The sequence below is a fragment of the Sorangium sp. So ce204 genome (genome assembly GCF_051526795.1).
Classification (GTDB): Bacteria; Myxococcota_A; Polyangia; order Polyangiales; family Polyangiaceae; genus Sorangium; species Sorangium cellulosum_B.
Genome location: NZ_CP150317.1, coordinates 11,127,596 through 11,148,336 on the forward strand (window position 1 = coordinate 11,127,596; position 20,741 = coordinate 11,148,336).

Genomic DNA, 20,741 nt, shown 5'->3' on the forward strand with positions numbered 1-20,741 from the left:
CCGGTTGCGCCGGTTGCGCCGGTTGCGCCGGTTGCGCCCGCGTGATGTGCTCTCCAGCGTGACGGCTCTCGAGCACACGGCGCTTGTCGGCCACGGCGGCGTGCACATCGTCGAGGGCGCCGGGGGGACGCGCCGCCATGCGCTCCACCTGGTCAAGCTGGTGGTGCCGGTCGAGGGGCCTCTCGAGATCGAGGCCGAGGTCGGGCGGCCGTTCGAGGTGCGCGCGCCCGTGCTCACCGGCGCCGGGGTCGCCCATTCCATCGGCTCGCCCGGCGCGACGGTGACGACCTTTCTTGCGCCCGAGGGGCTCGGCGCCGGCGCGCAGGCGGCCGCCCGCGGGCGGGTGCTCGTCCTCGAAGGCGCGCAGGCCGAGCGGGCGCGCGCGGCGGCGCGCGACGTGCTCCGGGGCCGGCTCGATCACGCGGCGACGCACGCGCTCATGAGGGCGTGCGCCGGTGCGTTCGCGCCGGGCGGCCCGCCGGTCGATCGCCGCGTGCTCCGCGCCATGCGCCGCCTGGCGGAGCAGGCGCCGGGCCGCCCCGCGCTGGGCCCGCTCGCCGCCGCGGAGGGCCTCTCTCGCTCGCGGCTCTCCCACCTGTTTCACGGCGCCTTCGGCCACCCGCTGCGCGATTACGTGACCTTCCTGCGCGTGCGGTCGGCCATCGGGGCGCTCATGGACGGCGCCCCGCTGGCGCAGGCGGCGCTCGCCGGCGGCTTCCACGACCAGGCCCACCTGGCCCGCGCGATCGTCGCCACGCTGGGCCGCACGCCGGGCTCGATCGCTCGCAGCCGCTTCGTACAAGCCGAGGCCACGGCCGGGGCCATGGTGATCCCCTGAACCCAAGGAGGATCCATGCCCCCCCGCGCTGTCGGCGCAGCCCGCGTCGCCCTCGGCCTCATCGTCCTGCTCGGCGGCATCAACGGATTCGTGCGCGTCGTGCCGGTCCCCGAGCCGCTCCACCCGTTCATCCAGCTGCTCGTCGACAGCGGCTACATCCTCGCCGTCAAGGTCGTCGAGATCGCCGCCGCGGTCCTGCTCCTGCTCGACCGCCGCCGCCCCCTCGCGCTCGCGCTGTTATGGCCGGTCGTGGTGAACATCGCCCTGTTCCACCTGCTGCTGGACCCCCGCGCCGGCATCAACGCCGTCGTCCTCCTCGGACTGCTCGGCGCCCTCACCTGGCATGATCGCCACGCGTTCGCGCCGCTCCTCGCCGAAAGGCGGTCCGGATCGCCCGCCCCGAAGGGCGACCCGGCGCGCGGAGAGCGCGCCTCGCTCGCCTAGACCCCGATCACCTACGGCGCGCTGTCCTGGAGCACGCCGTCGGGCACGAGGCGGAGCGAGCGGACCGCGCCCTCGCGCGCGAGCAGGAGGGCGCCGAGCACGCCGGCCTCGCCGCCCAGCGGAGAGGCGACGACCGGCACGTCCGCGCCGCGGACGGCGTGGCGCGGCAGCCCTTCGCGCACGCCGGCAAGGAGGATGTCGGGCGCGGCCAGCAGCTCGCCGCCCAGCACGATGAGCTGGGGGTTGAGCAGGTTCAGCAGGACCGCGATGCCGCGCGCGAGCTGCGTGCCCGCCTCGTGGAAGATCGCGCGGGCGCTCTCGTCGCCGGCGAGCGCCGCGCTCGCGACGGCGCTGACCGCGTGCGGGCGAGCGAGCGCCGCGAGCTGGGGTGAGCGCGCCGACGCCGCCTCGGCGGCGCGCCGGAGCGCCATGACCGAGGCGAACGTCTCCAGGCATCCGCGGCGCCCGCAGCCGCAAGGAGGGCCGTCGTCCGCAACGCGGCAGTGGCCGATCTCCCCGCTGTACCCCTGCATCCCGAAGAACAGGCGTCCATCGGCGACGAGGCCCGCGCCGACGCCGAGCCCGACGTAGATCCACACATACGACGCGTTCCCCCGCGCCGCGCCGAGCTCCCCTTCCGCCACCGCCGCTGCCTGAGGCAGGTTGTACACAGGCACCTGCATGCGAAGCGCGCGGCTGAGCTCCGCGCGCACAGGGAACCGCTCCCAGCCCAGGTTGGGCGCAAGCACACAGACGCCGCTCGGCCGCTCGATCAGCCCGGGCAAGACCGCGCAGGCGCCGCGCAGCCGCTTCCGCGGCACCCCACTCAGCTGCAGCACCTTCGGCAAGAGCTCAACGATATCGCGGACCGTCCGGTGCGGATCGCGCAGGACGGTGGGCTGCTCCAGCCGCGCCCGCAGCCGCCCGCGGGCGTCGGCCACGGCCACGGCCGTCTGCTCGACACCGATCTCGATCCCGAGGAAGGCCGCGCTGTCGTCGTTGAACTCGAGGAGCCGCGCTGGGCGCCCGCCGCGCGATTCGGTCCCGACATCGCGGACGCTGCCGCTGTCGAGGAGCTCCTCGATGATGGCCGAGACCGTCGGCTTGGTAAGCCCGCTCAACCGCGCGAGGTTCGTGCGGGAGATCGGGCCGTGCTCTTGCACGAGGTCGAGGACGAGGGAGCGGTTGAGCTCCCGAGGGGTGCGGTTGTTCGCCGTCTTGTCGTTGGCACGGACCATTCGAGCAAAACCAGACTTAGCCGTCCTCGCGCAGCAAAAGCAAGGGGGGTCGCAACCGAGCTGTCACGAAAGCGCGCGCGGCGAGCGCTCGTGGTCTCCCGGCCTCACCCGTGGTTCCCTGCCCGCGCTTCCCCGCGCTTCCCCGCGCTTCCGCCCTCTCCCGGCACGTCTTCCCGCTTCCTCTCGTCCACCCCGCGCGTCGCTGCCTCGACGCTCCTCCACCCCGCGGTGCGTCGGCTGTTTATGTCAGCATCACAATCGTCGCTGCCCGGACGGCCACCGGAGCAGCGACCCTCCCCCTTCCACGTAGCAAACTGCCCCGCTTCGGGGGGTGGGCTCCTACAGCCCGCACCCCCGTGTGGCGGAACGCCGCATCGCCGCATGTGAGGTAGAAACAGGGAGCGCTCGCGGTCTCCTCGGCGTCCGACCCGCCCGGACCTGGCGATCGCCCCGCTCCCGCTCCCGCGAGGCCGCGAAGCTCCGCGGCGGGCGGGCTCATCTCTTTTTCAAGGGAACACCGATTGCAGACGGCAACGAACGAGAAGCGGTGGATGACAGACGGCAGGCGCTCATCGGCAATCGACGCTCAATGAACGACAAACGGCAAACGCGGGAAGCGAGCAAACACCGGGTCGATGAGCGCAGACGCCGTGGGGCGTGAAGTGAAGGAGAGCGTTCGTCAAAGCGCTGGAGTCCTGACATGCCGACGCACTGTCACCCCAGGTCGAGCCAGGGCTCGACGCGTTGGAGGACACGGCGACACCGCGCAGCGATGCGTTGCCCAGCTCGCGCGCGATGCGCATGGCCGAGGAGACGCCCGGAGCGCCGGGCCGCTTCCTCACGAGGAGTTTTCACGATCATGAAGATGACACATGTTCTGGGTGCAGTGTTCGCTGCGACGCTCGCCGCCTGCACGGCGACATCCGATGATACCGAGTTCGCGGATGCGGAGGAGACCGGGGCCGCCGAGGGCGCGCTCGCGGTGAGCGACGTGGCGGCAGCACCGGCGTATCTCGATCACGAGAGCGGCTTCACCCGCGCGCGGCCCGGCGGCATGTGCGGGGGCATCGCCGGCATACGCTGCGCGGCGGGCCTATATTGCGACTTCGCCCCCGAGGCGAGCTGCGGCGCGTACGACCGGAGCGGCACGTGCGAGCTCATGCCCGACGCGTGCCCGCAGCACTACGATCCGGTGTGCGGCTGCGATGGCCGCACGTACAGCAACGGCTGCGTCGCGGCCACGGCCGGCGTCTCGGTGAGGAGCGCGGGGGAGTGCGGCCCCACGATCGTGGGGGTCGGCGAGAGCTGCGGCGGCTTCACCCTCGGCGGGCCGCGCGTCTGCGGCGAGGGGCTCTACTGCAAGTACGCGCCCTCCGCGATCTGCGGGCGCGCGGACGCGTCCGGCACCTGCGCGGAGAAGCCCGAGGTGTGCACGAAGGAGCTCGCGCCCGTGTGCGGCTGTGACGGCCAGACGTACGCCAACGCGTGCGCGGCGGCAGCGAGCGGCACCTCCGTCGACGCGCGGGGCGCGTGCGCGGACGCGCCGATCGAGTGAGCGAGATCGCCGCCCCGCGCCGCCGCTGCTCGAGCGAGAGGAGCGCGGGCGGCGCGGCGCGCGTTCACGGCTGCTTCTCGACGGACTGCACGTCGAGCTGGATGAACTGACCGACGTACGGCTCGGGCGCCGGGGGGACGCCGTCCACGACCAGATGCTTGAAGTTGGCGATGCTGATCTGATTCGGATCCTCGCCCTTGAAGGACACCTTGGATCCGCCCCGGATCGGAATGGTCTTCGTGTGGTCGATCTTGAACGTGTCGTGCCCCACGGTGGGGCTATCGTTGAGCCAGTAGACCTCGGCCGGGTCGGAGACAGAGATGCTGTAGCGGTTGTACGTCGCGTTGTCGGGTGTACCGCCCACGCGGAAGTGCATGCCGTCGGGCGTGCCGCCCTTGTAGGTCTCCGGCTCGACGACGCCGCGGAGCCGGACGGTCACCAGATAGACCGTGTCGGGCGATCCGCCGAACGTCTTGGTCTCGTCGACCAGCGCCGAACACGCACACTCGTCGCTGTTGCCCGGGTCCTGGTCGCACGGCATCTCCCAGCGGAAGCCGTCGATGCTCTCGGCCGCGGCGAGCAGGTCTTCTTCCTGGCCGCCGCTGCCACCGGCCCCGCCGCTGCCGCCGCTGCCGCCGCTGCCGCCGGCCCCGCCGCTGCTGCTGGAGCTCGCGCTGCTGGAGGCGCTCGTGCTGGCGGCCGTCGAGGCTCCCCCGCCCGACCCCGCAGCGCTCGTCGTGCTGGAGCTGGACTGGTCGTCCGCAGGCGGGTCGGAATCGGAGCCGCAGGCGAGAAGGACCATCATCGCAGGGACCACGATCAGAGAGATTCTCATTTTACACCAGTCCGGCGAGGGCGCCGGCAGTAGAGGCTGGGGACGCGAAACGTCGTTGCCTTGATATTCACGGCCCGTTCGCGTGACCATGTCAGGTTCGTGAGCGGCCCGGTGCACTACCGGACGAAGCCAAAGGAGGACGTGCGGCCGACAATGTGAACGTTCACATGACGGGCGTCAACGCGAATCGACCGACCCGCGGGGTTCCTCGAGCGCGCGGGGGGCGGGGCCGAGGACGTGGGCCTGCGCTCGCGGTAGGATGCCATGGCACCCGGGGCGCCGCGCTCCGCCGCGCCGCCTTCACGCTTTGCAGCGAGGTTGAACATGAGATCCCGGATCTCTGCCCGTCGGATCCTGTGCGTCCTCCTGCTCGCGCCGCTCGCCCTCGGGATGGGCGTCAGCGAGCAGGAGTTCCTGTGTGAAAACGCGGCTGCGCATCTCGAGGAGTGCTGTCCGTCGTTCGCCGCGGCTCCCGCGCTCTGCCAGCAGAACATCGGCTGTAACGGGAACGAGGAGCTGTGGCTCACGGCCGACGAGAGCCGGTGCATCCAGGAGAGGGAGTGCGGCGACCTCGTCGCGAGCAACGTCTGCGAGCAGGCGGCCGCGCGCATGAAGCTCGCCGAGGGGGGGAGCGCGGGCGTCGCGCGCCCGGTGGTGTGTCGATGAGGCGACGTATCCGCTCGTCGAGGCGGCGATGGGGCGGCGCGGCCGCGCTCTGCGGGCTCCTCGCCCCCGCCCTCGCCAGCGCGCAGGAGCCGCCGTCGACCGCGCCGCCTGGGGCGCCCGCGCCCGAGGGCCCGGAGGGGTGGAAGCGCGGCTTCGGCGTCAAGCTCCACGCCGGGGGCTCGTGGCAAAGCTTCTATTCCCTCTCCATCTATGGAGCGAGCTTCGGCGCCGCCGCCGGAGGCACGCTCGAGCACGTCGCGCTCTGGGGAGGGTTCGAGGGCTTCGTCGGCGTCACCGAGTTCGGCCTCCCCGCGCGCATGTTCCGCCCGAGCTTCGCGGTGGAGACCCACCTCGGCGATTTCCGGCTCGGCGGAGGCGCGGGCCTGCTCCTGCTCGCGGTGTCCCGGGCGACGTCAACGTCGTCCATGACCTCCACGGCGTTCGGGTTCAGCGGGCACCTGAGCTACGACCTCGTCACCCTCGATCAGCACGCGATCTACCTCGAGGCCCGGATGAACGTCGATCTCGCCTCGGCGATCCTCTGGGGGCCCTCTGGAGCCCTGGGCTTTCGCTACTAGAGCGGCGGTCACCCGCTTCGGATACGGGCCCATCTCGACGTTTTCGGTGCTCAGCGCACCGGAGTGCGCTTCCGCGCCGAAAACGCCGATCTGGACCCGTCTCCTGTGCGGGTGACCGCCGCTCTGCGACGCTCGTACCAGGCTCAGCTGAAAACCGCTCTAATTCTACCCACCAGGAGTCCGGCCAGGGATCCGGAGAGAGATTTCTAACGCAAAGACGCAAAGGCGCGAAGACGGATCTCTGACCTGCGCAACCAGAGACGGCCTTGGGCGCCGCGGCGCTACGGCTCTCCGCCGACGCTGCCCTCGCCGCGCCGGTGCACCCGCGCCCGCCGCTCCCGGTTCCTCGCCACCTTCGCCGCGCGGCTCGCCATGAGCTCCGGCGTCGGCTTGCGCCCGAGGTGCGGCACCTGCTCCGCGTGGTGCTCGTCGAACGACCCAGGCTCGCTGCCGAGCTCGAAGATCGCGACCTCCCGCTGGCCCCGCTCGCCAAGGCGCAACGGCATCACCGCCGCGCCGATCCCCGCCCCGACGTAGACCGCCCCCTGGCCAGGCTCCCCCCGCTTGCGCGTGCCGTAGAGCCCGTGAATGTACCGGTGCCCGGCGATCTTGCCGATCGAGAGCTCGTTCAGGCGCGCGACCGTCACCTGGCCCGCGTGCGTGTGGCCCGACAGCACCAGCGGGATGCCATGGCGCCAGAGCCCGTCCGCCTCCTCGGCGATGTGCGAGAGGCCCAGCGTCGGCAGGTCGCGCCGCATCCCCTTCACCGCCTTCTCGAGCGACGCATGGCCCGTATACGCGTCGTCGAGCCCCACCACCTGGAGCCGCTCATGACCCAGCGTGACGACCGTGCTCGCGTTGCAGAGCACCGCGGCGCCGCCCCGCTCGAGCGCGCGCTTCACCGCGTCGGCGCCCGACCAGTGATCGTGATTCCCCAGCACGGCGATCACCGGCGCCTCGAAGCCGCGCACCACCTCTTCCAGCTGATCGAGGTAGAGCTGGCTGTGACACACGAAATCGCCCGTGAGCACGACGAGGTCGGGCCGCTGCAGGTTCGTCAGCGCGACGGCCGCGCGCTGCACCCGCACCGACGTCACGCGACCGACATGCTGATCGGTCAGGTGGGCAATCCGGAGCGACGACATCTGATCCAGATAGGCCGCCGGCCCCGCGAAACGCCGGAGCCGAATCCCCATGGTCGGGTCCGCTCCCTCGGGCGCCGCCACCCCCCCGGAGGCGCCAGCGCCTCGCGTGAAGAGCCTCCGCCACCGCTCCCTCGCAGGTACTGCGCTGCTCACGATGGCCGAGTGTACGGGTGAGGCTGAATGGCCGCCACCTTTTCTTTCGTCGAAGACGCCTTGACGCCTCGGTTCACGTCGGTTCAGCGGAGCGCAGCAATGCGTCGACTTGCGCGGCGTGCGCGTCGCGATCGCCGCCGTCCGCCGCCTGGCCGCACGCGGGACAGCGCCGATCTTGGAAAACTCCGCGCTCGTGCGACTCAGGCATCCATCATCGCGCCTGAGCTCGTCGGATCAGGTCGCGATCGATGGATGCCAGGGTAGGACAGCCGGCGAGCGCCATGGCGATCGAGAGCTCGTCGCGCAACCCCGCGAGCACGCGCGCGACGCCCTCGCCGCCGAGCGCGGCGAGCCCCCACAGGACTGGGCGTCCGACCAGCACCGCGCGGGCGCCGAGCGCGATCGCCTTCAGCACGTCGGTACCCCACCGGATACCGCCGTCCATCAGCACCGGGCACCTCCCGGCGACCGCGTCGGCGATCGCCGGAAGGGCCTCGATCGTCGCGGGGGCGCCGTCGAGCTGCCGCGCGCCGTGGTTGGAGACGACGACGCCGGCCGCGCCCGCCTCGAGCGCGCGGACCGCGTCGTCCGGCCTGACGATGCCCTTGAGCAGAATAGGGAGCCTCGTGAGCGAGGCGAGCCACCCGACGTCGCGCCACGTCAGCGAGGCGTCATGTCGGGAGGCGACGTAGGACGCGAGCAGAGAGCCCCGCTCCTCGGCCGGCGCGGCCGTCGCGACGTCGGCGAGGTTCGCCATCACGAGCCCCTCGGGCAGCGCGAAGCCGTTGCGCACGTCCGCTATCCGGCGGCCGAGGACCGGTGTGTCGACGGTCAGCATCAGCGCCCGGTAGCCGGAGGACTCGGCCCGCTCGACGAGGGCGCGCGTGAGGCCGCGATCCTTGTGGACGTAGAGCTGGAACCACTTCGGCCCTGGAGACGCGCCCGCCACCGCCTCGAGGCTCGTCGTCGAGAGGGTGGAGAGCGTGAAGAGGGTGCCGAGCTCGGAGGCCGCCCGCGAGGAGGCGATCTCGCCGTCGGGGTGCGCGAGGCGCTGATAGGCCGTCGGCGCCACGAGGATGGGGAACGGCACCCTCGTGCCGAGCACCGTCGTGCTCATGTCCCGCTCGGCCACGTCGACGAGGACGCGGTAATGGATCTCGAGGCGGCGGAACGCGCGCCGGTTCTCGCGGAGCGTGCGGCCCTCGTCGGCGCCTGATCGGTAGTAGTCATAGGCCATCTTCGACAGCCGGGCGCGCGCTGCGCGCTCGAAGTCGTCGACGGTGAGCAGCGACGGGGCGGGGCGAGGGTCTTGCACGGTGTTCTCCTGGAGATCCCGGCGGCGCGTCCCGACCGCAGGGGGCGCCCATTCTACCAGCTGGCCCCGCGACCAGCCGGCTGGCGAGCGCGCTTCCCCGCAGCCCTGCGCGGCCGCGGCGCCCGTGGGAGCTCGGCCGCGCCCGGCGAGGGGCGCGTCCACCACCGGGCCTCCGGGCGGCCGCCCTCGAGCACGGCGGCGCAGGCCTCGATCTCAGTTGCAGGCGGCGAACTGCCCGCTCGCGGGCTGGTTTCCGGCCTTGAGGTCGAGCATCGCTTCGACGGTGGAGCCGTTGATGTCGGTCGCGCGGACGTGATAGGGCGCATTCCCCATGTTCCCGTCGCCGACGACGAAATAGTTGTACGGCTCCCGCGTGGCCGTCTTCCACGTGCCGTTGATCTCCACCTCCAGCTTTTCGATCGGGTGCGCGTGCCCCTCGACGAGGATCTGGTTCCAGGCCACGTTGGTCGGCTCCTTGAGCCGGAAGGAGACGGCGCCCGTCGTCGGGCACGGGATGTACCGCCAGGAGATCTTCCCCGCCGCGCCGCCGTTCGTGGTCCCCAGATACCCTTCGCGCTCTTCGCCGATCTTGAGAAAGGCGTTCTTGCTGAGATCGATGTGGCCCGTCTTGCACTTCGGGTTCGTGCCGATCGGGCACTGGTCCACGACCATGGCCTGCACCTTGCGACCGTCGTCCCGGGAGACCTCGACGCACGCGCCGCACATCGCCGCCGCGTTGTAGTCGGCGGTGTTCATGGCGGCGAAGTACTGGCCTCCGCCGAACGGGACGTGCCCGACGACGTCCGGGTTGCGTCCGACGATCGGGTAACTGCAGTTCACCTCGGTCGAGCCCATGTCGAGCGTGTAGAAGGTGATGGATCCGTTCGCGTGCTCCGCGGGATAGTCGCAGCTCACCGGCTGGCTGCCCGTTCCCGTCGAGGTGGTCGCGCCGGTGCTCGTGGCGCTGGGCTCGCCGCCGCCGCCGCCGCCGCTCGTCGAGGAGGTGGAGCCGGTCGTCGTGGAGCTGCCCGGACCAGCGCCCGCGCCCGCCGTGACGCCGTCCCCGCCTCCTTCCCCTGCCCCAGCGCCGGTGCCGGCGCTGGCGCCGACCGCGCCCGCGCCCCCCGGCCCGCCGGCGGCGGACGAGGCGCTCTCCGCGCTGCCAGCGTCACCGCCGCCGCCGTCGCTGCAGCCAGCGACGCCGAGCGCGATCAGCGACACGAGCGGCCATGAAATGCCCCTGGGCATAGAACCTAGCTTCATCTCGACTCCTTAAGATTTACGGTAGGGATGGATTCGCGAATCCACGCGGTTGGCTTATCACGGCCCCGCGGCGCGCTGCTCGATGAAGGTGCCGGCCGCCGTCGTGTACGCGATCCACAGCGAGCCGCCGCGATCCGCCTCGATCGCCACGTGCTTGAACGACTGGCCCTCCACAGCGACGCAGCGCGCGTGGAACCGCCCTTCGCCGTCGAGCTGCCCGAGCTCGAGCGCGTGGCGCGCCCCGGGCTCGCGCGAGACAGGCCGGACCCGGGCCACGTGGATCGGCGAGACGCCCTGCGTGGCCGCGATCGGCGCGGGGCTGAGCCCGTTCGGGTAGAGCGACCAGACCGCGGGCATGTCGTCGCGCGGCGCCTCGTCGACGCGGATCGCCGCCATGCCGAACGCCGAGATGTCCTTCGACGCCGGCAGGAGCACGTACGCAGGCCCCGAGGCGCCGATGGCGAGCGCGCCGCCCATCCGCGATTCCCCCGCGTCGCCGACGAAGACGACAGCGTCAGGGCCGAGCTCGAGCTTGCCTTCCGCCGTGAGCCCCAGCGTGCGGGCGTGCACCGGCGTCAGCGCCGCCCGCGCGTCGATGTACATCGCCAGCGCGCCTCCCTTCCAGGGCGCCAGCGCGACGAAGGTGGCGCCGCTGCCCTCCTCGGAGAGCGGCACGGCGGCCCCGTCGTCGAGCACGGCGAAGGCCTGCGTCACGGCGCCCTCGCTCGTCTTCCGATCCGAGAGGAACGCGAGCAGCGTGTGCCCTCCGGGCAGCGCGACGGCGGAGATCCCCGTGCCGCGGCGCCCGGCGCCGATGGGCGGCCCCGCGCCGCCGCCGAGCGGGGTCCTCCGGATCGTGCCGCCGTGATCCATGCAGTACACGAACCGGGAGGCCACCGCGCACGCCGGCCACGAGGCGCGCGCAGGATCGCCGCTGCCGTTCCCGGCGTCGGGCGCGTCGGGCGCGTCGGGCGCGGCCTCCGCGGGCGGCGAGCCTGGCGCGGTGAGCCCGCCGAACGACGGCGCGACGTGCTGCGCCACGCCGTCGCGGTTGAAGATCACCCGGAAGTCGACGCGCTCCGCCTCGTCGGGAGACCAGAGCAGCGCCGGCCCCCGGAGCGAGAGCGAGAGCGGCCCTCGGCGCAGCTTGCAGCCTGCGCCCGGCGCGGCGGCGTCCGGCGCTGCCGCGTCTGGCGCTGCCGCACCTGCCGCCGCTGCGTCCGGCGCCGCTGCGTCCGCCACCCCCGCGTCCAGCGACGGCGCGCTCGCGGCGCTGGACGCGGGGGTGGCGGACGCAACGGAGGGCGCCGGCGCGGCAGCACCCGCGTCGGGCGCCGGCCCGGCGCCCGGCGTACCCGAGCCGTCACGGCAGGCGGCGAGCGCCGCCAACACGAGCACGCGCGCGCCCAGGGGGGGATAGCTCACCACCGCGGCCCGACTCCGAGCAGGGCCTGGATGTTCCCCGAACGCATGCGGAAGCTATCGGGCGAACGGCGTGTAGCGTCAACCCGGGAATCATCGCCGGATGCCGTGACGTTCAAGCGCGTCGCACCGAGTCGAGATCCAGGGCTCGGCGAGGGAGACCCAGAGAACACAGCACCGCTTTCCGCTCGGCAGCCGCTGTGCCTATCCGATGCAACCTGCCTGAACCGTCAGCGCACCTGGCGATGAAGAACCATCAAGGCGCCAAGGACGCGAGAGAGACGGAGAGATCTCCGCCTCTCTCGCGTCCTTCGGCGCCTCGACACCTGATCATGCCCGCGGCCCATCGAACGAAGGGGAAGTCCACGCGAAGGGCGAAGGCTGTTTTCTCGCCACATCTGGCGACGTCGGTCGCTCCAAGTAGATGTGCGCAATGCCTGAAGATGTGCCGCTACTCGCACCACCGGGACACCGCAGCGGGCAGCGTCTCCGGAGAGATCCTTGCTTGACCGGCACCGCTCAGCTGGGGTCGTCGAGCACCTCGGCGAGCGACGCGGCGACGACGGCCCACTCAAGCCATCGTTCCAGAGTTTCCGGGTTCTTCTCGGCCAGGATGCGCTCCCGCGCCACGTCCGGACCGGCGATGCCTCGACCCCGGAGCGCGATCAGCACAGCACGCGCTGCCTCCTCGGCACGGCCTTCCTTTCGCTCCTGAGGATCGTCACCTCCCCGCTCTCGTCCAGAATGGCCTCGGCTCCGATGGAGAGGCGTCGGATCGGAATCGGGAATCTAGAAGGCGAACGGTACGTCGATCTGCAGGATCTTGTGCTCTGACGCCTTCATCGGATCATCGAGCCCCATCGCGAACGCGACGCCGGGGCGCAACCACATCTTCTCTCCCAGCTTGAAGTGGCCGCGCGGCCCCACGGCCACCGTCGTCGTCTCGCGCGTCGCGCGGGAGGCGTCGTTCTGCACGGAGACGGGCGTCGAGAGCCAGCGCTGGTGCCGGAGCTCGGCGCCGAGCGACAGCATCGGGACGACGAAGTAGCCGAGGTGCACGCCGGCGGTGAAGTTCGTCTTCGACGAGTCCGGCTGCGCGCCCTCCCCGCGGACCCGCAGGAGCTGGAGCACCGTGGCCTCGACCTGCGCGGTGAAGCCGTGCGCGACATAGGCGAGCCCGACGCCCGGGAACACCGTGAGGTCGTTGACGGCGAACATCGCGTTATCCATCGCCGAGCGGGCGTGGATCCCGGCCGTCCTCGCGGGGCCCATCTCCGGGCTCGGCGTGTCGCCGCCGCCGGAGCCCACAGGCACCGTCAAACCAAGGAACAGGCCGAGTCGCAGCTCGGGCGTGAGCTTGAGGGCGTAGGTGGCGCCGACGACAGGGTTCAGGAACCCGAAGCCCGAGTCGCCCGCAGGCGGGGAGTTCGAGACGACGCCGATCCGCACGAGCGGGGCCAGATCGTCGGTCACCTTGTAGCTGACGAGCAGCGTGGACGCGACGGTCGAACCGGAGGAGCTCGCGGAAGGAGCGCTGTAGAAGGCGATCGCGGTGTCGGAGCGCACGACGGACGCGGCGACCACCGGGCGGAGCTGAAAGGGCAATGAATAAGGAGGCGGCTTGGGCTTGTCTGCCGGCGGAGGCGCCGCCGGCGGCTCCGCCGCGGCAGGCTCCGCCGCGGCAGGCTCTGCAGCGGCAGGCTCTGCAGCGGCAGGCTCCGCAGCGGCAGGCTCCGCGGCGGCAGGCTCCGTCGCGGGCTGAGCCGACGCCTGAGACGCAGGCAGACAGAGGAGGCTCGCGCCGAAGAACACACGGAACAACGGACGACATGGATGCTTGTTGGTCATGGGCAGCGCAGGGGGGTTGGGCTTCAGGACAACCGCTGTGGCCTCGTCGCCGACGCAACGAGACGGCCTTCGGAACTGCCGTCGGCTCCGCTGAGCCTGCTCCCACTCTCTGCGCAGAGAGGTTTCGCAAAGATGACAGGGACGAAATGATGGCGCCTGTTCGACACCTCTGTTCGCCGGAGATGTCGTTACCTGCGCGCCGCGGAACCTCGGAGAAACCTGCCGGCCATCAAGACGAGCCGCGGGCGAGCGATGCGCGGAGCGCCGATCCGCCGCCGCGGCCGGGCCTCACCGCTCGAGCACCGTGATCGACCGGTCCCAGTACGACGCGACAACCGCCCGCGCGCCGTCCTTCGAGACCGCCACGGCGCACGCGCCCTTGCCCGTGGGCAGCGACGCGACGACCCTCGGCGGGTCGCCCGCGATGACCGCGACGCCGCTGCCGACCGGCGGCCACTGGGTCCCGCCGAGCGCCACGAAGAGCGTCTTCCGGTCAGGCGACGTCACGCCCGTCAGCGGCACCCCGCGGAGCGGGAGCGTGCTCTTCACCTGCATCGTCGACAGGTCGATGACGCTCGCGGTCCGCGCCTCGGCGTTGAGCGTGATGCCGTACCGGTCCTCATCGAGCAAGAAGCCCGCGGTCGGCCCGACGCCGACGGGCGTCTTCCTCGTCTCGGTCACCCCGGCGACGCTCAGCAGGATCGCCGTGTTGGACAGCCGATCCGGGAAGAACACGGCGCCGCCGTCCCGCGTGATGTCGCCCTCGCGCGGCTCGCGCCCGACCGCGATGCTCCGCCGGGTCGCGCCGAACGGCGACTCGCTCGGATCGAACAGGTCGATCCACGCGCCCGCCGGCCGGCCCGCGTGCGTCAGCGCGCCGAGCGCCGCGATGTAGGGGCGCCCCTCGGCCTGCACGAGGAACAGCTGCCCCGTGGCGTGCGGGAGCGTGATGTTCGCGAGCCGCACCCCCGTCGGCAGCTCGAACTTCGTCACGCGCTTCGTGTCCGTCGTCGCCGCGACCACCGTCCTGCCGTCCGGCAGCGCCACGATGTCGCCCGGCGTCCGGCCGACGTCGAGCAGGACCGGATCGCGATCCCACGCGGTCGTGTCCATCACCGGGATCCGCGCGGCGTCCTGGTGCCGCAGCACCGCGACGTAGCGGTCGAACAGGAGCCGGATGTGGTCGCCCTGCGCCGGCATCGACGCCTTGTGGATGAGCTCGCCGCTCTGGAGCTTGTACTCGCGCAGCGAGGCGTCGTCGCCGCTGACGTAGATCGACGCGCCGCTCGGGTTGAAGACCACGTCGAGCGGGTGCACGTCCCCGATCCGGAACTCGCGGGCGCGCCAGGGGCCCTTCGGCTCCGCCGGGGGCGGCGCGGGCTCGGCGGCGTCGGGGCCGAACGCCGCGGGGTCCGGCGCGTCGTCCAGCGTGTCGCGCGTGTCGCGCGCGGCGCGCGAGGCGGCGCCCTCCGGCGCGAGCGCGGTCAGCGGCGGCGCCTCGCCGACGGGCGACTTCAGGCTGGTCAGGGTGGCGATGATCACGGCCGCGACGCCGCTCGCCACGGTCACCGCGGCCCGCGCCAGGCGCGGCTCGCGGCCGGAGAGCGACCCCACGGAGCCGCGGTGGCGCTCGCCGAGCCACCCCTTGCAGGCGCGGCACTTGCGCGCCCCCTCGACGATCCGCGCGCCGCAGCTCGGGCACGGGACGCGACGCTCGCTCATTGCAGCACCCATGCGACCTTGGCGCGATCGCCGAGCGCGAGCGCCGTGCCGCCGTCCGGGGCGAGCCGCACCCGCGTCGGCTCGCCGCCGAGCGGGTGGACCTTCGCCGCGTAGCTCTTCAGATCGACGAGGGCCACCGATCCCGCCCCGTCGCCGCTCAGCGCGACGACCGCCTGCGCCCCGTCCGGAGCGACGGCCATGTCGAGCGCGCGGCCGGGGAACGTGACGGCGCGGAGCAGCTCGCGCTTCGACAGATCGAAGACCTGGATCGCCCGCCCCTCGTTGCACCGCACGATCGCGCGCCGGTCGCGCCGGACGAGCGCGATCTGCTCCGGCTCCCGGCACGTCGTGATGCGCGCCTCCTGCCGGACCGCGCCCGACGGGAGCCAGGTGAGCGGCACCAGCGTGTTCTCGGCCCGGAGGGCCACGAAGCCCGCCGAGCCGTCGGGGATCATGAGCGCGCTGGCCGGGTTGCCCACCATCGAGGTGCGCACGCGATCCTGCTCCGAGCCGAGCCGGCTCGGGTCGAACGGATAGGCGACGCCGCCCGACGGCTCGCGCTGGCCGGGCAGCGGGAGCCGGCCCGTCGTCGTGATCGCCCGGCTGCCGCTGTCGTCCACGGCCACGGGGCCCACGGCGTCGTCGCCGAACTGGATGCGCTCGATCTCGGCGTGGTACTCGGTCGCGAGGATCGCCACCGCGTGCGCCGCCGGCAGCGAGGCGAGCGCGCGCCGGCCCGAGGCGCCGACCTGGATGTCCCCCACGGCCTCGCCGAGCTCGATCGTCTTGAGCAGCCGCGTCGTGGCGGCGTCGATCACGTAGATGCGCGAGGGCGCGGTCGCGTAGACCACGTCGCCCACGCGCTGCAGGCGCCGGACGTGGGGCGCCTCGGAGACGAGGCTCAGCGCCTGGCCGGACCGGGAGCTGCGCACCTCCAGGCCGGCGGACAGCGCGACGACGAAGCGGTCGCGGTCGAGCGGGAGCGCGTCGAGCGCGTCCTTGGGGAGCGAGAAGGGCCCGGAGATCGAGGGCGTGTCGGCCAGGTGGCCGACGTCGTTCGGGCGCTGCCAGACGCAGCGGCCGAGCTGGCACGACTCGCCGCTCCAGCACGGCGCCCCGCACACCGGGGCCGGGGGAGCGACCGGCGACGCGGCCCGGGACGGCGCGAACCGGTGGGGCGCCAGGTAGCGGAGCGCGCCGCCGGTGCTGATGAGCCCCAGGATCGCGCCGATCGTGACGAGCGGGCGCCAGTGGAGGGCGAGCCAGCTCGCGTCCTTGGGGGCATCGGGAATCGAAGGCGCCGTCGCCGGCCGCCTGGGCGCGTCGGCCGGCTCCCCGCACTCGGGGCAGAGGGCGACCCCGGCGGCGATGCGCTCGAGGCAGACAGGACAGGTCGCCTCGCCGGCGCCGGTCGATCGCCGGGGCGGCGGCTCCGCCCACGGGACGGGCACCGGGCTCGCCTCGGCGGCGTGGCGAGCCTCCCGCGCCTCAGCGGCGCTGGAGCCGGGCTCGGTATCGCTCCGCGTCTCGTGGTCCACCGCGTACCTGCGTCTCTTCCGTGTCCGTGACGAGCGGACCTCGCGTAACCCGAGCGAGCCCGGAAGTCGAGCCCCTCGTGCCGGCGCAGCGGCCCCGGCGACGTGGGCCAAGCCACGAGCGGCCCGCGCCGTGGACGAAACGACGTGGCAGGAGATCGCACCGCCACGAAAGATGCCTCGCGCGGCGGGGCGAGGGCCGCCGGCGCAGCCGAGGGGAACATGGTTGTGGCCGTCAGCTCGGTAGTCGGGCGTCGGGAGTTGAGCGTCAGCTCGGGAGTCGGCCGGCGGCCGCCGGGTGGCCGAAGCGTCGATATCACCGGATTGACGTGCTCCCCGCTCCCGGGGCGCTTGCGCGCCATGATTCGCCCGGCGAACACCATCAAAAGAAAATCCCAGCGCCATCAAAACAACAGGCACATTTGCCGGAGGCAATTCCACCAGATAACGCGCCACGTCAGCACGCCGGGAGGACACCCTCATGCTAATTTACCGGCGGGGTCTTGGGACGGCATCTTAACACGAGGTTGGCGATGAAAAAGACGGCTGGGTGCGTGGCGGCGCTTGCGCTTATGGGCGTGCTGGGTGCGTGCAGCGCAGTGGACAATCAGGGGAACAGCAGCAGCGGAGGCGACGCGTCATCGCAGGGGCAGGGCGCAGGCGGGCCCGGCGGGACCACCGCTGGGCCCAGCGGGACGGGCGGCTACGATGACAGCTTCGGCTCGGTCAATCCCAGCGTCGGCAGCGGCGGTGTCGGCGGGAACCCCGGGGAGGACCAGGAAACCGGCAAGTCGTGCGACGGCAAGTTCACCGGCCGGGTGCGCGACTTCCTGGAGGCGCACCCCGACATGGAGCCGCAGGACGAGGGCAAGTGCATCAACTGCGACGATCACATGATCGTCACGGACACCCTCGGAGAGGACCTGAAACCCGTCTATGCCGGCGGGGCCGAGGGCACCACGACCACGACCGGCAAGGAGAACTTCGACGTGTGGTTCCGCGACACCGAGGGCGTGAACATGCCGATGAACATCACGCTGCAGTTCGAGGACCCCGAAGGCGACGGCGTGTGGACGTACAACAACCGGGAGTTCTTCCCGATCGACGAGGCGCTGTTCGGCAACGAGGGGCGGCCGCACAACTACCATTTCACCTTCGAGATGCACATGGGCTTCCAGTACAAGGGCGGCGAGCAGTTCACGTTCGCCGGCGACGACGACGTCTTCACGTACATCAACGGGAAGAAGGTGGTCGACCTCGGGGGCATCCACGCCGAGCAGCTCGAGGTCGTCAACCTCGACGACCTCGGGCTCGAGATCGGGCAGACGTATCAGCTCGACTTCTTCTTCGCCGAGCGCCACGTGACCGACTCTCACTTCCGGATCGACACCTCGATCGAGTTCCTCGACTGCGGCATCCAGGTCAACTGACGCCGGCGACGGGCGAGGCCGCCCGCCTGGCCCTCCCGTAGCGCCTCGTCGGGGTGCCCCCTCCCTGCGACGCGCGCGCGCGGCGATTCAGTCAAGGGCAGGCGAACTGCGGCGGAGCGCTCTCCATCACGGCGCAGCGCGAACCGCACTCCTGGAAACAGTCCATGCAGTCGGCGTACGAGGCGGCCAGCCCGGGCGAGGTGACGTCGCCGACGTGCTCGGCGCACACCTCCCTCGCCTTCTCCGCGTCGTAGCCGCCGCAGCCGGACACGGCGCCCGCGGCCGCGACGAGGGCGGCGACGAACAGCGAGCTCTCCCTGTTCTTGCTCCTGCAGCTCCCTCTCATTCTGCGCAGGTGAACGTCTGCGGGCACGCCCCCGACGGCTCGCAGGCGTCGCCGCACTCCTCGTAGCAGCTCACGCACGCCTCGTGGCTCTCGTCGGTGGAGCAGGACGGCACCGCGTCGCGCAGCTGGGCACAGCGCTGCTGCGCCTCCTCCGTCGAGAGCCCCCCGCAGCCCCCCGCGAGCGCGACCAGCGAGAGCAGCGCCGCGCCAAGACCCAGCCTTCGAGCCATCCAAGCCTCCCTTCGAGCCATCCAAGCCTACCCGAAGCGCCGCGACAGGGCGCGGCTTTCCGCCGCGCGCGCTCAGCCGTCCGCCCGCCTCGGCACCGTGACGAGCCCGTACGTCCCCGCGCCGCTCACCTGGATCCACGCGCGCAGCACCTGGATCGGCCGCCCCGCCCGCGCCACGGCGGCCACCGCGTCGCCGAGGTCGCGCGCGCACGCCGCGTGCAGGTCGTCGGTCGTCTCGTGATCCTCCGCGGAGCGGCGGATCCAGACCGCGGTCGACGGCATCGCCGCGCCATCGTGCCTGTCCTGCCAGCGCCTGCCGACGAGGTGCGCGCGGAGGAGCTTCCTCGCTTCCGGGGGCGTGTCCGGGTGGAGCTCATACACCATCGTCGCGATGAACGACCTCATGCGCCCGAGCCTGCCGGAGCGCAGCGCGCCCGTCCAGCTTCGCCCGCCAGAGGTCCGGCCGTGGATGCCAGGCTCCTCCGCCGCTTCGGGGCGGCTTCGTGTTGCACGAGTGGCCGCGCGGAGCGATCGAGCCCGAGCAGGAAGCGGAGGCGCGCGCCGACGGCTCGATCGTGGAGATCGTGTGAAGCGCGATCGGCTCGCGCGTGGAGCCCGGCGCTCAGCCCCGACACGTGCACGCGCCGCACCGGCTGCGGGTGGTAGCTGCCGCGATGGATGCGATCCAGAAGATCGAGCCCGACCGGCAGTGCCCCGTGGATCAGGGGTGAAATTCGCATTCGTCGGCGCACTCGTAGCGCAGGCAGCCGAGCAGCGCGTCGTAACAGCTCGCGCTCAAAGCGGGAGCTGTTTCAGGGCAAGCACGCCCCACCGTATCGATGATGAAGGAGATTTTCCCCCGATCGTCGTCCGAGGAGCAGCCGGAATCGAGCAGATCGCAATTGCTCATGCAAGTATTGCAGAGCCCCTCGAAGCTGACGTGCGAGCAGACGCTGTCCGGCGTGATGGGCGACTCCGCCGGAAACGCGGCCTCGGTCACCCGCCCGTCGAGCGCGGCGAACACCAGCCGCATCGGCTCCTGGGCGGCGCTCTTGGGGAAGCCCACCTCGCAGCGCAAGGAGGCCGAGGACGGCAGGTTCACCGACGGGCATGGCTGTTCGAGCCACACGAAGGGCTCCGTACCGAGCGAGAGCCCATCCGAGCTCACCACGGAGAAGCTCGCCAGCGTCACGGGCAATGGCAGCGCATCGTCATTCCGCAGGCCCAACGACACCCGCAGCGCCGATGGGGTCTGGTTCCATTCGACGACCTCGAGCGCCAGAATCGTGCTCCCCGGCTCGGTCGTCCCGCCGCCCGCGCTGCCTGACGCGGTCGTACCGCCGCCCGTGCCGCCCGGCTCTGTCGTCCCGCCACCCGTACCGCTGGACGCGGTCGACCCGCCCTCGCCACCTGACGTGGTCGCCCCGCTTCCCGCGTCGCCAGGCGTGTCGCCCGACGACCCGCCACAAGCGGCGGCGAGCAGGGCGATCGCGGCAATTGTCCCTCGATGAGCGAGTCTTCTCATTCTTCTCATGTAGCCCTCCGTGGCCTGCCCTCATGAAGGGCCCCGCTCGGGCTATACCAGACGAGGCGCTCCCAGCGCTGACGTCTCGCACCTCGCGGGCGCTGACGTCTCGCTCCTCGCGTGTAGAGGTGACGCCCCGGAAGAGCGGGCGCCGCGCGTCGCCAGGCCGAGGGCGGTGCGGTCAAGAGCGGCGCGGTGACCGTCGTGCAACGCACGTCCGGCGACATGCGGCGCAATCCGCATCTGCACGTGGTCTTCCTCGACCGAGCTTATCACGAAGACGGCACCGAGCTCGTGTGGAACGAGCTCGGTGACCTGCGAATGCGCGAGGTCGGTCAGGTCATAGAGCACGCCGTCGGGCGGATGCGTCCCGCCGCCGCGCTTTCCCACCGTCAAGTACGCTGGCGTGCTCGCCTCGGCAAGTCGCCCACGTTGGCGCGCAAGCGCATCGGACCGCGCCCTGCGAGGCCAGAAGAGCCTACGAAGGCGGACGATGACGCCGCTCCGAAACGCAAGCGTGGCGGCTATCGAGCGGTCGACAAACCGCGCCGAGCTCTTGCGCCGCACATTTGCGATCGTCTCGCCCGGGAGCTCGACGCGAAGAGCCTGCCCAGGATGACCGGCGCGGACCGCCTGAGCTAACATGGGGCCCG

Annotated in this window: 21 protein-coding genes; 7 read left to right on the forward strand and 14 right to left on the reverse strand. The window is 71.9% G+C overall.

Features of this window, described 5'->3' with window-relative positions; all coding sequences use genetic code 11:
• The first annotated feature begins 58 nt into the window (after positions 1-58).
• On the forward strand, positions 59-838 hold the full coding sequence (locus WMF22_RS41945; protein WP_437295530.1) for a helix-turn-helix domain-containing protein: 780 nt from the start codon (positions 59-61) through the stop codon (positions 836-838).
• Between the two features lie 15 nt (positions 839-853).
• The gene (locus tag WMF22_RS41950; RefSeq protein ID WP_438033375.1) at positions 854-1,282 is read left to right on the forward strand and encodes a membrane spanning transport protein; all 429 of its coding nucleotides are present in this window, start codon (positions 854-856) and stop codon (positions 1,280-1,282) included.
• A gap of 11 nt (positions 1,283-1,293) precedes the next feature.
• Here the strand turns inward: WMF22_RS41950 and WMF22_RS41955 are convergent, their stop codons facing one another.
• Positions 1,294-2,520, reverse strand: coding sequence for an ROK family protein (locus WMF22_RS41955; protein WP_437295532.1), 1,227 nt, complete (start codon positions 2,518-2,520; stop codon positions 1,294-1,296).
• Positions 2,521-3,379: 859 nt separating this feature from the next.
• Here WMF22_RS41955 and WMF22_RS41960 point away from each other — a divergent pair.
• Positions 3,380-4,075: a Kazal-type serine protease inhibitor domain-containing protein gene (locus tag WMF22_RS41960; RefSeq protein WP_437295533.1), complete on the forward strand. Its 696-nt coding sequence runs from the start codon at positions 3,380-3,382 to the stop codon at positions 4,073-4,075.
• A 64-nt stretch (positions 4,076-4,139) separates the two neighbouring features.
• Here WMF22_RS41960 and WMF22_RS41965 read toward each other — a convergent pair whose 3' ends face one another.
• Entirely contained in the window at positions 4,140-4,910 is a 771-nt protein-coding gene (locus tag WMF22_RS41965; RefSeq protein WP_437295534.1) for a hypothetical protein, read from the reverse strand.
• A 324-nt stretch (positions 4,911-5,234) separates the two neighbouring features.
• Between WMF22_RS41965 and WMF22_RS41970 the strand changes: the two genes are divergently transcribed.
• Together WMF22_RS41970 and WMF22_RS41975 are read left to right on the forward strand one after the other, a co-directional pair.
• Positions 5,235-5,576, forward strand: a complete 342-nt coding sequence (locus WMF22_RS41970; protein ID WP_437295535.1) for a hypothetical protein — start codon at positions 5,235-5,237, stop codon at positions 5,574-5,576.
• A complete protein-coding gene (locus WMF22_RS41975; protein ID WP_437295536.1) occupies positions 5,573-6,154 on the forward strand; it encodes a hypothetical protein in 582 nt (193 codons plus the stop codon). The genes WMF22_RS41970 and WMF22_RS41975 overlap by 4 nt, the downstream gene beginning before the upstream one ends.
• Before the next feature lie 281 nt (positions 6,155-6,435).
• Here the strand turns inward: WMF22_RS41975 and WMF22_RS41980 are convergent, their stop codons facing one another.
• The 8 genes from WMF22_RS41980 to WMF22_RS42015 all read right to left on the reverse strand — a co-directional run bounded on the left by WMF22_RS41980 (position 6,436) and on the right by WMF22_RS42015 (position 16,560).
• On the reverse strand, positions 6,436-7,350 hold the full coding sequence (locus tag WMF22_RS41980; protein ID WP_438033376.1) for a metallophosphoesterase: 915 nt from the start codon (positions 7,348-7,350) through the stop codon (positions 6,436-6,438).
• Between the two features lie 313 nt (positions 7,351-7,663).
• Positions 7,664-8,767, reverse strand: coding sequence for an alpha-hydroxy acid oxidase (locus WMF22_RS41985; RefSeq protein WP_437295538.1), 1,104 nt, complete (start codon positions 8,765-8,767; stop codon positions 7,664-7,666).
• Positions 8,768-8,980: 213 nt separating this feature from the next.
• Complete coding sequence (locus WMF22_RS41990; protein WP_438033377.1) at positions 8,981-10,030, reverse strand: expansin EXLX1 family cellulose-binding protein; 1,050 nt, start codon at positions 10,028-10,030, stop codon at positions 8,981-8,983.
• Between the two features lie 57 nt (positions 10,031-10,087).
• The gene (locus WMF22_RS41995; RefSeq protein WP_438033378.1) at positions 10,088-11,455 is read right to left on the reverse strand and encodes a hypothetical protein; all 1,368 of its coding nucleotides are present in this window, start codon (positions 11,453-11,455) and stop codon (positions 10,088-10,090) included.
• Between the two features lie 516 nt (positions 11,456-11,971).
• Positions 11,972-12,124 (reverse strand): hypothetical protein, encoded by a 153-nt coding sequence (locus WMF22_RS42000; protein ID WP_437295541.1) that lies wholly within the window; start codon positions 12,122-12,124, stop codon positions 11,972-11,974.
• Between the two features lie 117 nt (positions 12,125-12,241).
• Positions 12,242-13,273 carry a hypothetical protein gene (locus WMF22_RS42005; RefSeq protein ID WP_438033379.1) on the reverse strand — a complete coding sequence of 344 codons (1,032 nt, stop codon included), beginning with the start codon at positions 13,271-13,273 and terminating at the stop codon, positions 12,242-12,244.
• Positions 13,274-13,588: 315 nt separating this feature from the next.
• On the reverse strand, positions 13,589-15,022 hold the full coding sequence (locus tag WMF22_RS42010; protein ID WP_437295543.1) for a YncE family protein: 1,434 nt from the start codon (positions 15,020-15,022) through the stop codon (positions 13,589-13,591).
• Positions 15,019-16,560 carry a YncE family protein gene (locus WMF22_RS42015; protein WP_437295544.1) on the reverse strand — a complete coding sequence of 514 codons (1,542 nt, stop codon included), beginning with the start codon at positions 16,558-16,560 and terminating at the stop codon, positions 15,019-15,021. The genes WMF22_RS42010 and WMF22_RS42015 overlap by 4 nt, the downstream gene beginning before the upstream one ends.
• A 530-nt stretch (positions 16,561-17,090) precedes the next feature.
• On the opposite strand from WMF22_RS42015, the gene WMF22_RS42020 reads away from it, so the two are divergent.
• On the forward strand, positions 17,091-17,987 hold the full coding sequence (locus WMF22_RS42020) for a fibro-slime domain-containing protein (protein ID WP_437295545.1): 897 nt from the start codon (positions 17,091-17,093) through the stop codon (positions 17,985-17,987).
• A gap of 91 nt (positions 17,988-18,078) precedes the next feature.
• Here WMF22_RS42020 and WMF22_RS42025 read toward each other — a convergent pair whose 3' ends face one another.
• The 4 genes from WMF22_RS42025 to WMF22_RS42040 all read right to left on the reverse strand — a co-directional run bounded on the left by WMF22_RS42025 (position 18,079) and on the right by WMF22_RS42040 (position 20,088).
• A complete protein-coding gene (locus tag WMF22_RS42025) occupies positions 18,079-18,333 on the reverse strand; it encodes a hypothetical protein (RefSeq protein WP_438033380.1) in 255 nt (84 codons plus the stop codon).
• Positions 18,330-18,563 carry a hypothetical protein gene (locus WMF22_RS42030; protein WP_437295547.1) on the reverse strand — a complete coding sequence of 78 codons (234 nt, stop codon included), beginning with the start codon at positions 18,561-18,563 and terminating at the stop codon, positions 18,330-18,332. Before WMF22_RS42030 ends, WMF22_RS42025 begins: the two co-directional genes overlap by 4 nt.
• 72 nt (positions 18,564-18,635) lie before the next feature.
• Positions 18,636-18,968: a hypothetical protein gene (locus WMF22_RS42035; RefSeq protein WP_437295548.1), complete on the reverse strand. Its 333-nt coding sequence runs from the start codon at positions 18,966-18,968 to the stop codon at positions 18,636-18,638.
• Between the two features lie 316 nt (positions 18,969-19,284).
• A complete protein-coding gene (locus tag WMF22_RS42040; RefSeq protein ID WP_438033381.1) occupies positions 19,285-20,088 on the reverse strand; it encodes a hypothetical protein in 804 nt (267 codons plus the stop codon).
• 195 nt (positions 20,089-20,283) lie between these two features.
• Here WMF22_RS42040 and WMF22_RS42045 point away from each other — a divergent pair, with 195 nt between their 5' ends.
• Entirely contained in the window at positions 20,284-20,730 is a 447-nt protein-coding gene (locus WMF22_RS42045) for a hypothetical protein (protein ID WP_437295550.1), read from the forward strand.
• Positions 20,731-20,741: the final 11 nt, after the last annotated feature.

Coding starts and splice junctions, on each gene's coding strand:
- WMF22_RS41950 (WP_438033375.1), top strand. CDS start 854: ATGCCCCCCCGCGCTGTCGGCGCAGCCCGCGTCGCCCTCGGCCTCATC.
- WMF22_RS41955 (WP_437295532.1), bottom strand. CDS start 2,520: ATGGTCCGTGCCAACGACAAGACGGCGAACAACCGCACCCCTCGGGAG.
- WMF22_RS41960 (WP_437295533.1), top strand. CDS start 3,380: ATGAAGATGACACATGTTCTGGGTGCAGTGTTCGCTGCGACGCTCGCC.
- WMF22_RS41965 (WP_437295534.1), bottom strand. CDS start 4,910: ATGAGAATCTCTCTGATCGTGGTCCCTGCGATGATGGTCCTTCTCGCC.
- WMF22_RS41970 (WP_437295535.1), top strand. CDS start 5,235: ATGAGATCCCGGATCTCTGCCCGTCGGATCCTGTGCGTCCTCCTGCTC.
- WMF22_RS41975 (WP_437295536.1), top strand. CDS start 5,573: ATGAGGCGACGTATCCGCTCGTCGAGGCGGCGATGGGGCGGCGCGGCC.
- WMF22_RS41980 (WP_438033376.1), bottom strand. CDS start 7,350: ATGGGGATTCGGCTCCGGCGTTTCGCGGGGCCGGCGGCCTATCTGGAT.
- WMF22_RS41990 (WP_438033377.1), bottom strand. CDS start 10,030: ATGAAGCTAGGTTCTATGCCCAGGGGCATTTCATGGCCGCTCGTGTCG.
- WMF22_RS42010 (WP_437295543.1), bottom strand. CDS start 15,022: ATGAGCGAGCGTCGCGTCCCGTGCCCGAGCTGCGGCGCGCGGATCGTC.
- WMF22_RS42020 (WP_437295545.1), top strand. CDS start 17,091: ATGAAAAAGACGGCTGGGTGCGTGGCGGCGCTTGCGCTTATGGGCGTG.
- WMF22_RS42025 (WP_438033380.1), bottom strand. CDS start 18,333: ATGAGAGGGAGCTGCAGGAGCAAGAACAGGGAGAGCTCGCTGTTCGTC.
- WMF22_RS42030 (WP_437295547.1), bottom strand. CDS start 18,563: ATGGCTCGAAGGCTGGGTCTTGGCGCGGCGCTGCTCTCGCTGGTCGCG.
- WMF22_RS42035 (WP_437295548.1), bottom strand. CDS start 18,968: ATGAGGTCGTTCATCGCGACGATGGTGTATGAGCTCCACCCGGACACG.
- WMF22_RS42040 (WP_438033381.1), bottom strand. CDS start 20,088: ATGAGAAGACTCGCTCATCGAGGGACAATTGCCGCGATCGCCCTGCTC.